This window comes from Jejuia sp. G7-7 (genome assembly GCF_055808955.1).
The window spans coordinates 2212536-2222577 of sequence record NZ_JBVVSZ010000002.1 but is presented as its reverse complement, the minus strand read 5'-3'; the positions used below and the strand labels follow the sequence as shown (position 1 = coordinate 2222577).

The 10042-nt window shown below is 32.1% G+C and carries 8 protein-coding genes and 1 pseudogene; all 9 read right to left on the bottom strand.

Going from position 1 to position 10042, the window contains the following annotated elements; genetic code table 11:
* Window positions 1-355, bottom strand: a pseudogene (locus AC0L5U_RS20480) (SusC/RagA family TonB-linked outer membrane protein); the annotation flags it as partial.
* A 25-nt stretch (window positions 356-380) separates the two neighbouring features.
* A complete protein-coding gene (locus AC0L5U_RS20475) occupies window positions 381-1850 on the bottom strand; it encodes a SusC/RagA family TonB-linked outer membrane protein (protein WP_473418262.1) in 1470 nt (489 codons plus the stop codon).
* A 100-nt stretch (window positions 1851-1950) separates the two neighbouring features.
* Window positions 1951-3852 (bottom strand): right-handed parallel beta-helix repeat-containing protein, encoded by a 1902-nt coding sequence (locus tag AC0L5U_RS20470; protein WP_473418261.1) that lies wholly within the window; start codon window positions 3850-3852, stop codon window positions 1951-1953.
* Window positions 3853-4078: 226 nt separating this feature from the next.
* Window positions 4079-4351 carry a hypothetical protein gene (locus AC0L5U_RS20465; RefSeq protein WP_473418260.1) on the bottom strand — a complete coding sequence of 91 codons (273 nt, stop codon included), beginning with the start codon at window positions 4349-4351 and terminating at the stop codon, window positions 4079-4081.
* Window positions 4348-5613: a sulfatase family protein gene (locus AC0L5U_RS20460; RefSeq protein WP_473418259.1), complete on the bottom strand. Its 1266-nt coding sequence runs from the start codon at window positions 5611-5613 to the stop codon at window positions 4348-4350. Before AC0L5U_RS20460 ends, AC0L5U_RS20465 begins: the two co-directional genes overlap by 4 nt.
* A gap of 2 nt (window positions 5614-5615) precedes the next feature.
* Window positions 5616-6287, bottom strand: coding sequence for a sulfatase-like hydrolase/transferase (locus AC0L5U_RS20455; protein WP_473418258.1), 672 nt, complete (start codon window positions 6285-6287; stop codon window positions 5616-5618).
* Window positions 6209-7063, bottom strand: coding sequence for a sulfatase-like hydrolase/transferase (locus AC0L5U_RS20450; RefSeq protein WP_473418257.1), 855 nt, complete (start codon window positions 7061-7063; stop codon window positions 6209-6211). The genes AC0L5U_RS20455 and AC0L5U_RS20450 overlap by 79 nt, the downstream gene beginning before the upstream one ends.
* Before the next feature lie 36 nt (window positions 7064-7099).
* Complete coding sequence (locus tag AC0L5U_RS20445; protein ID WP_473418256.1) at window positions 7100-8353, bottom strand: glycoside hydrolase family 27 protein; 1254 nt, start codon at window positions 8351-8353, stop codon at window positions 7100-7102.
* A 73-nt stretch (window positions 8354-8426) separates the two neighbouring features.
* Window positions 8427-9851 (bottom strand): hypothetical protein, encoded by a 1425-nt coding sequence (locus AC0L5U_RS20440; protein WP_473418255.1) that lies wholly within the window; start codon window positions 9849-9851, stop codon window positions 8427-8429.
* Between the last annotated feature and the right edge of the window lie 191 nt (window positions 9852-10042).

Below are 10042 nucleotides of genomic sequence, written 5' to 3'. Positions count from 1 at the left end.
GAAAAGTACCCCAACGAAAATCTTGACCAAATTTACTTGACCCATCCCTTCTTACAAATCCAGAAATTAAATACTTCCCTTTATAATTATATTGTAATCTACCCAGAAAACCTACATTCTTCCTCACATAATTAGGGCTAAAACCATTGCCAGTTGCGTTTAAGTTAGAAGATGCGAAAGGATCTTGGGTTGCACCATCAATAACAGATATTTCATTATTAGTAATACCGTTACGAGAAGCTCTGACAGATTGAAATGTACGTTCATCAAAAGACGCACTAGCTACAGCATTAATACTATGATCACCAATTTTCTTTTTATATGTAAAGAATCCATCCCAACTAAAAACATTCAATCTTGAGGCAAAAGTAGAAGCACCACTAAATACAGGGTTCTACATCTATCGCTCCGGTTTCTATATCTAGTAACTCAAATCGCGGTCTAAAAATATTTCTTATTACACTTGAAGTATTTGTTCCTAGTCTAGTAGTAAAGTCTAAATCATCCGTAATTCTTCTCTTTACACTTATACTAACATTAATTTTATCATTTCTCTCATTATCTCTTCGCTTAAGATTTTGTGCTAACTGATTAAGTGGTGTGGTAACACCTCCATTTCCTTCTTCAGACAAAAAGACATCAGAATCAAAGTCAATCAATGGAAAGTAAGGCTTATAACGAATTGCATTTGTAATTAAACCATTAGTCGAGCGTGTTCTATCTTCAATTATAAAACCTATACTTGTATTAATATTCCAATTATCTGTTTTATATGTTGTGGTAGCTCTACCGTTGTATCTTTTAAAATTAGATCCTATTAAAACACCATCAGTATTTATAAGTCCTCCAGAAACATTATAAGTAAACCCCTTATTTCCACCTGACACTCTTATGTTATAACTTTCAGTTTCTGCATCATCAACTAGAACTAAGTCAGTAAACACATTATCATTAGCCAACCATTCTGGTCTATTGGGTCCAGGGCTAAATGCTGTTAAACCAAGGCCTGTTAGATAATCGAAATGTTCTGTTTCAAAATACAATTGCTCTTGAGCATTCATTAATGGAATATTTTGTTGTAAACGTTGTACACCATAAGAATGATCAAATCCTACAACCATTTTACCTTCCTTACCCCTTTTAGTTGTTATTAAAATTACACCAGCAGATCCACGCGTACCATAAACGGCAGCAGACGCTGCATCTTTCAATACATCGATAGTCTCAATCTCATTACTACTTAATCGAGGATCTCCCTCTTGCGGAATACCATCAACTACAAATAGTGGAGTATTAGAGCCTGATAACGAGGTAATACCCCTAATTTGAATGCTAGATTGTTCTCCTGGTTCTCCAGAATTAGCAGTAATATTTACACCCGCAATTTGCCCTTGCATAGCATTAGCTATATCTGGCGTAACAAACTGCTCAATATCATCTGATTTTACCTGAGCTACTGCTCCTGTAATCTCTTTCTTTTTCTGGGTACCATAACCAATTACGACAACTTCTTCAAGATCTTCAAGGTCTGATTCCATTAAAACATTTATTTTACTGTTTGTTACTTTCAGATTTTCATCAACCATACCTAAGTAACTAAACACTAGCACATCGCCAATGTTAGCCTTAATAGTATAATTACCATCAAAATCAGTTACAGCTCCGGTGGATGTGCCTTTGATAATTACCGCGACTCCTGGTATTGGTAATCCATCTTCTGCACCTTTTACGGTTCCGCTTACTGTGGTTTCTTGTGCATTTGCATTAAAACAAAAACTCACAGAAATAATTAAAGTTAAGAGTAAAATTTTACTCCAACTTTGTTTCGTTTTTAATTTGTTTAGTTTCATATAAAAGAGTTTAGATAATTGAACTTGATTTTAAAATCAAGTTGATTTTAGTTTTCATTGAATTTAGTTTAGTTTTTATTATTGGTTGTAGTATTTAAGATTATTCAAAGCTTAAATTGGGTAATGAGTTATCTGTTTTAACAATATTTTCTGGAGCTACATCTCCCATGTAATTGTTATTATTTAATATTATATTTTTTGAAGATTTTATTTTAATTACTGAATTGTTGGGATGTAATTTTGGAAATGTTCCAGAATTGGTGATTGTATTTTCAGTAAATTTTAATCCGTCAGTATTTGAAACTTCTAATATTAGGTTATCAAACTGATTAAAAGTATTGTTAGATATCTCAATATTTTTAAAAGCTATATTTTCATTATCATCATCAGTAACAAAACGAATTACACCTCGATTATGTCCTCCATGTTGATTGTCTTGAAATACGTTATTTCTAATAATAACATTTGCCGCATTTCCAGATTCAAACCAATGCCCGCTTTCAACTGGTATTAATATGGCCTCCATTTCTGTACTAAAAAAATTATCTTCAATAACCGTATTTACAGGATTAGATATTAAAAGACCTCTGGCACGGTTGTTACTTATTTTGCAGTTTTTAACTAATAAATCTGGGTAACCATCAAGGTTTTCAATTAAATCACCTACTCTTAAATTCTCTGGAAGTTTATTATTAATAGTAATAATTTGATACCTACTATTAATATATTGTACGTCTTTTATTGTTGTTTTTTCATAAGGAAAAAAGGAATCTTCTAACCTAACAATGCCTAAAGTCTCATTTGGTTGACCGATTACGAAACCTTTTTGTTGATGATGCATCATTCTCACACCAATTTTGTTATCACCTAAAATATCTACTATTTTTTGATAAGTTCCATGCACATTTGTTGCATCATCTAACTGATTATTGAATGTACAGTTTTTTAAAACTACTTTACCACTACAACCTACAAAATGTGTTGCATCAGCTGTGGTTGAAACCATTCTTCCATTTGAAGGTGTAATATTAAAACTATCTAAAATTATATCTGAAGAATTTTCAGCAATAATACCCATCCCTCCTGCATGATGAACATTGAGGTTTGTTCCATTAAAACCTTTGGTATGTGATACTCTAAAAGCCGGAGCAACTCTATTAAAGCCTTGTTCTCCTTTCATAGAAAGAATCATTCCCAAAGGAGGCATAGCTTTTCTATGATTATGTACTCTTACCAAACCTGGTTTTAATTCTTCTACTCGAATCTTATTCTCAGCACCAATGTCTTTAAACTCTGGTGCTCGTTTGTCATAAGTGTATTTATATTCTATTTTATCAGTATTAAACCTAATCTTATTTTTAGCTTTTGTAGAAATCCCAGTATAAGCCTCTGTATGATATGCAATTGCCTTTCTTTCAGGATCATAAAGAATAGATTGTCCTATGGTATGCTCATAATATGGCTTTATGAAAATTAATTGATCATTACGAATTTCGTAGGGATATTCATCTGAAATTTGCATATCAAACGTTTTATTTTCTTCATCTCGATCTACAATCAAACCTTCACTATGAAATGCATCTGCCCAATCTATTGATAGATTTTTTACCGTAATATTTTCACTTTCACTAATTAAAAATGGTATCATGATGCCGTGAAAAATGAAAGTTGATCCTTGCCCATCAATTGTTAATTTTTTAAAATTATCAATTGGAAACGGAGTATTTACCATTAAATCACAATGATTTGATATGTAAACAAAATTTTCAAATCCTTTATCAGGATAAAAATGATAAGTTCCTTTTTCAAATTTAATTACTGAAATAGGTTTTTCATTAGCCAATAAAACGCGTTGTAAAACAGCAGAAGTAGCATCTTCGGCAATACTAGAATCAAACGTTACAACTTCTCCATCACTCACTTTTGAGAAACAACTTGTGGCAGTTATTATTAATAAACCTGTGAAAAATAAAATAGTTTTTTTGAGTTGATTAAAATTCATAGTTGTAGCCGATTTTAGATAATGTAAATATTGTTATTATTAGCAATTGATATGTGCGCATGCGTAAATTAGATGTCTCTTTTGGTACAAAAGACATATAACTGTTGTTCAAAACACAAATTACTAAAACAAACTAATAGATTACTGTTTTAATAATTTTTGTATGGGATTATGAAATCTCTGCATGATTATATAGAATGTAGAAGATTAAAATTGGATATGATTATTATTTATTTTTCTTCAATGAATTTTTGTAAAGCTTAGTAAATTTTTTATACCCAATTTCTTCTCCAGCCAACATTCTAGTATAGTCTTCAGGATATTCTTTTTTTACAAATTCTACAACTTCAGGACCTTTGGTTATTGTTGGGTCATACTCATTACTAACTGGTGTCATTAAAGCATCATATCTTGCAGTTTCTTTACGTAACTTTTCTAAAACTTGTGAGTAATCTGGATGCGTTGCCAAATTATTTAATTGAAAAGGATCGTCTTTCATATTATACAATTCCTCTTTAGGTTTAGAAGGCTCAAAAAATGGTTTTGATGTTCATTCAACTTTCCTTCTTTATATAATTTTCGCATAACATGAACTGCGGGTCTGTAAAACTCTAGATAAGCTTGGTGTGCATCATAAGATACATCTGGCATATCATTTCTAATATACGCCCAATCTTTTGACACTACTGCTCTTGATTTTTCTTCTATTTCATCCCATAAGTCTCTTGCACCATAAGTATACTCTCTATTAAAATCTTTTGAAAACATAGGCAGTCCAGTCATAAAATCAGGTACATCAATACCTGCAAAATCAATAATTGAAGCTGTAATATCCGTTGCACTAACTACATCTTTTCTAACCTTATCCCCCTTAATATATTTACTTGGTCCATATACAATCAATGGAATTCGTAAGCCTGGATCTTGTAAATATCCTTTTCCACGAATGTTGCAGCGCCCGTTATCTCCAATAAAAATAACAATGGTATTATCTGTCATTCCTTTGTCTTCCAATTCTTTAAAAATCATACCAACTTCATCATCCATATATTCAATTTGGTCTAAATACTTAACCCAATCTAAACGAATCGCTGGATGATCTGCCATGTAAGGAGGCATTTCAACCGTTTTAGGGTTTATAGGATGTTTTGATTTATTTCTAATACCATCCCACCAATCACCACGATGTGTTACTACCAATTGGATTTGAGCAAAAAATGGTTCATCAGTTTTCTCGAAAGCATCAAACTTATCAAATAAACCAAATTTTTCTTTTCCATCCCATTCACCAATAGGTTCATGCTTAAAATTAACATCAATTTTTCGTCCTTTTTTCATTACAGCATGGTTACCTAGGATTGTTGTATAACCGGCATCCCGCAATAATTTTGTAAATGGCTTAAATTGTGAATCTAAAGGAACTTCTCTATTACTTCTATGATGATGTGTATTAGATTTTACCTGATGCACACCAACCATCATAGCAGAACGACTTGGAGAACATATAGGATTGGTTACAAAAGCATTATCAAAACGAATACCTTCTTCAGCCATTTTATTTAAATGTGGGGTTTTAACATTTGGCAGACCATAGCACTCTAAATCTGTACTCATGTCTTCTGCCATTAACCAAATGATATTAGGTCGTTTAGTGTGTGTTTTTGCTTTAGATTTAGCAACATATGATTTCGATGTATCCTTACATGTATGTATAGCTACACTTATCAGTACTATTAAGCTGACTTTTTTTAATAATTGCATTTTTATTGGTTTAACTCGTTTTTGAAAATACCTCCTGAAAACGGATAGTTTTCACTATAAGTACTTTGTTGCTTTAAAACTATGTTTGCTTTCTTAACAATTTCTGGGTGTAATTTAGAAACATCGAATTGCTCATATTTATCTTTAACCAAATCGTATAATTCGGTATGATAATTATCTCCATATCTCACAGCTTTCCAATTTCCAATTCTTGTAGCTTGTCTAAATCCTTTTACTGATCTTCCTTCGTGAATTTCCCAATACAGAAACTCATGCTTTTTTTGAGGTTTCCCTAAAAGTTCTGGAAGTATTGAAATACCATCTGTATTTTTAGGTGCTTTTGTTCCAGCAACCTCAGCTAGCGTAGGCATAATATCATAAAACGTACTTGGGTGATTGCTTACAGAACCTTCTTTGATTTTATTCTTCCAATAAGCAAACATTGGCACTCTGACACCTCCCTCGTAAACATCTCTTTTAAAGCCTTTTAACCCCCCTGAGCTATTGAAAAACTTATAGCTATGAGGCTTCTGATCTGTTGGTCCATTATCGCTTGAAAAAATAATCAGCGTGTTTTCTAACTCTCCTCTAGCTTCTAGTTTAGAGAATAACCTTTTATTTGTGCATCCAACATGGTTATTCTTGCGGCGTGACGACGCTCTATTTCTGGCCATTCTTCAATTTTATCACTATACAAATCTGTTTTACTTAAAAAGTATTCATGTGCATGTGGTATTCTATAAGACATGTACAAAAAGAATGGTTTATCACTCGCCTTTTTATCTAAATAATCTAAAGCAAAATTGGTTCTAAATTCATCTAAACACTTATAATTGTTATAGTTGTAAAAAATTGAATCTTCAGAATTATTAACCCAATGTACACGCTCATCAATCTCATTACCTTTTGCATCTTCTCCCCATTGTTCTTGCACCGCATAATCAAAACCTCTTCCTTTAGCCCATGTCGAAACAGCTTCTGGAATACCCAAATGCCATTTACCAATCATAGCAGTTTGGTAGCCAGCCATCTGCAACACTTCTCCAATTGTAGCTTCTGATTTTTTGAGAGGCACTCTATTCCATTTTCCATTTATAACACCTTTGTTTCCTCGTATGCTAAGATGCCCAGTATGCAATCCTGTCATTAAAACAGCTCTAGATGGAGAACATACTGAAGTTCCTGCATAAAAATCTGTAAAGCGCATCCCTTTTGATGCTAATTCATCTAAAAAAGGAGTTTTAATTATTTCTTGCCCAAAAGATCCCAACTCCCCATAACCCATATCATCAGCCAATAAAAAAATAATATTAGGCTTATCTATGTTTTTAGAGGTGTTTTCTGTGAATACTTTTTTCGTATCATTAGTTTTATCACTACAAGCCAGTAAAATAGTTACAAGTAATATCAATAAAATATTTACAACTTTTTTAATTCTATAGTTATTCATTTTAAAGTAACTTTTTTGAGATTATTTGTAATTCCATTAATTTGAAATTAAAAGTATTCTAGATTCGTGCTTTTTCAAATTGAATGAAACAAAATTATTTTTAAGGTTTACCTCCGTATTATTTACAACATCCCGAACTTTAGCATTTTTACCATACCCAATTTTAGTAATATCGAAATTAAAACCATTCAGTTTATTATCCTTCAAACTTAACACCAACAAAGCCGACTTACCATTTTTTAGCTTCTTATACCAAACTTGAGATAAACCGTCTCTTTTAATAAGTTTTCCTTGTTCAGTTGGATCTTGGTTAATCATTATTAAATCTTTATTCAACAATAAATTCTTTTCAAAATCACTCATATTTCTGGGGTCACTACCTATAAATAATGGAGAAGACATGATACACCATAAACCAAAATGAGAAATTTGCTCTTCTTCATTTAAACCGTTTACTCCAGTAACCATCATATCTGGATCATTCCAATAGCCATTTCCAGCAGCGTCAGCAGCATGATTATTAATTTCAGCAATGTCTAAAACACTAAAGAATCTATGGTTAATGGTATCTTTATGAAAATATGCACCCTTATGAATACGAGATTCAATATCGCCAGTAGTTCTGGCCATGTTACATGTTTCGGGATACCAATCTCTGTAAGAATATGCACTTATACTAAATGCAATATCTCTTCCACAGTTTTCTAATAAATTTTGCCACTTTTTGTATGTAGCCTCAATGGTTTCTTCAGACCAGCCAGATCGGTATTTTGTGCAATCCGTACAGGGATCAAAATGTTGTTTACATAAATCTAGCTTTATAAAATCTAATCCCCATTCTACAAATTGTTTAACATGAGTCTCTTCATTATTAAAACCACCTACAGCATCGCCGCCGCAATCATGAGAACCAGGTACCACATGAACTCCAAATTTTAGGCCTTTAGAGTGAGCATAGTCTGCAAGCGCTTTTATTCCGTTTGGAAATTTCTTTTTATGAACAAGTAATTCTCCTTTTTCACCTAACTCTGTTGATCTCCATCCGCCATCAACAACAACATATTCATAGCCAGCATCTTTAAGTCCTGTTGCTACTATGGCATCAATAGTTTCTCTTACTACAGTTTCGTTAATATTCTTTTTGCCAAACCAATTCCAGCTGTTCCACCCCATTGGCGGTGTTGGTGCAAGATTTAAGATTTTATTAGGTTTGGAAACGTGTTCTAAGTTATGATTTACTTCATTATTTCTATTCTGAAGACAAGAAGTTAATACAAAAGAAAAAAACACTTAAAATAAAAATAGGTTTAGTTAGCTGGAAATTCATTTATTTGTTAAAAAGGTTAGAATTTAAATATACAATTTAATTACAACTACCATCTATAGGTTTTGTTACTTGCGTACAACCTCCAATGGCATTTATAGGAAAAATAAAAAAGTCTTTTTGTTCAAAATCTATATTAGTTTTAGTTATTTTTCCAACAATTACTTCATAGCAACCATCATTAGCACCTGTACAACCTCCTTCAGCAGCAGCATTATCTCTTACTGCTCCAATAGAATGACCTGGAGTACTTTCTCCATCGGGGTTTTGACATTTTAAAATAAGCTCTTTTCTGTCATCACAATCAAAATATTTAAAATCCTTTCCTTTTATTTGAGCTCCTTCTCCTCCTGTTACTTTAATATCTCCAATAAAAGATCTACTATCAAAAGTGCCTTTGTTCTCTATAAGACCTGGTTTGTTTCCAATAAAACCAGCTGCTATTTGAACAGCATGTGTAGAATTAATAGACACAATTCCTTCAATATCCACGCGTCCTTGATCTACACGATGAGGCGACATATTAAAAGCAGCATCCCCACTTCTTGAAGTTATATTTCTTCCAACTACATCGTCTACACTAATTTTATTTACTTGATTTGTAGCTGCCGCCCCAGTTTCAACTCTTAACGTTACACCACCTTGTCCGTCAAGGTTTTGATACAATACACTTTTACCCGATTGCATTTGCACAACACCATACCCTACATGCATTCCAGTCATTACAATATCTTTTACAACACCCTGTCTTGATACTTCATCAACATTATTACTAGCAGGTAAATTAAGAACGATATTAGAAAAACGGGAATAAGAATCTGTTAAACTCATTCCTGAGAACTTAAAATTTTCTACATTACCAAATTCAACAAATCTTACTCCACCATAATCGCCCTCAGGTATATCTGCTTTAAACCAAGTATTGCGATCTTTGTTGTCTTCATCTGTATTTGTAATAGCAACATTTTCTACGTAAAAATCTTCACCCACCAAAAACATACGCAAATTTTTACCAGATGGCCATCCTACTAAATTTGGTTTTATGATTACATCAGCATCTATTTTAAGATGAATATTAGATTTCAATTCTACTTCTGTAAAACAATATGTGCCCTTTGTAATTCTTATAACACCTCCTCCATTATTGGATAATGAAGTTATTTCTTGATTTAAAAGCGCACTATCTTGTGCACTACAGTTACCATTTAAATTAGCAATTACTTCTATTGAAGGAATTTTATTTTCATAGAATCTATCCTCATTATCTGTTAATCTATCTGTCGTTGTTTCTCCATCATAGACTAAACTATTTTCTTCTTCTTTTTTCTCCTCTTCTTGCTCCTCTTCTTGCTCCTCTTCCATTTTTACATCATCATCATTAGATTCTGATGAACATCCAATAAATACAGATAGAAAAAGAATTATTAAACATATTCTAAATAGTTTTAAACTATAACATTTCATATTCATTATTTTATATAAAGATGAATAAATAGAAAAGACAAAATGTTTTCTGGAATAATAAAAATGTAGTTAAGGGTAAATATGAATTCTATCTAAAAATATTTTTTCTTAAAAACGAAGTCCATTACCCTCAATTAAAGTATCAAGTTTTAACTTTAATTCTTGAGCTTTCTCAGGTTTATACTCAATAA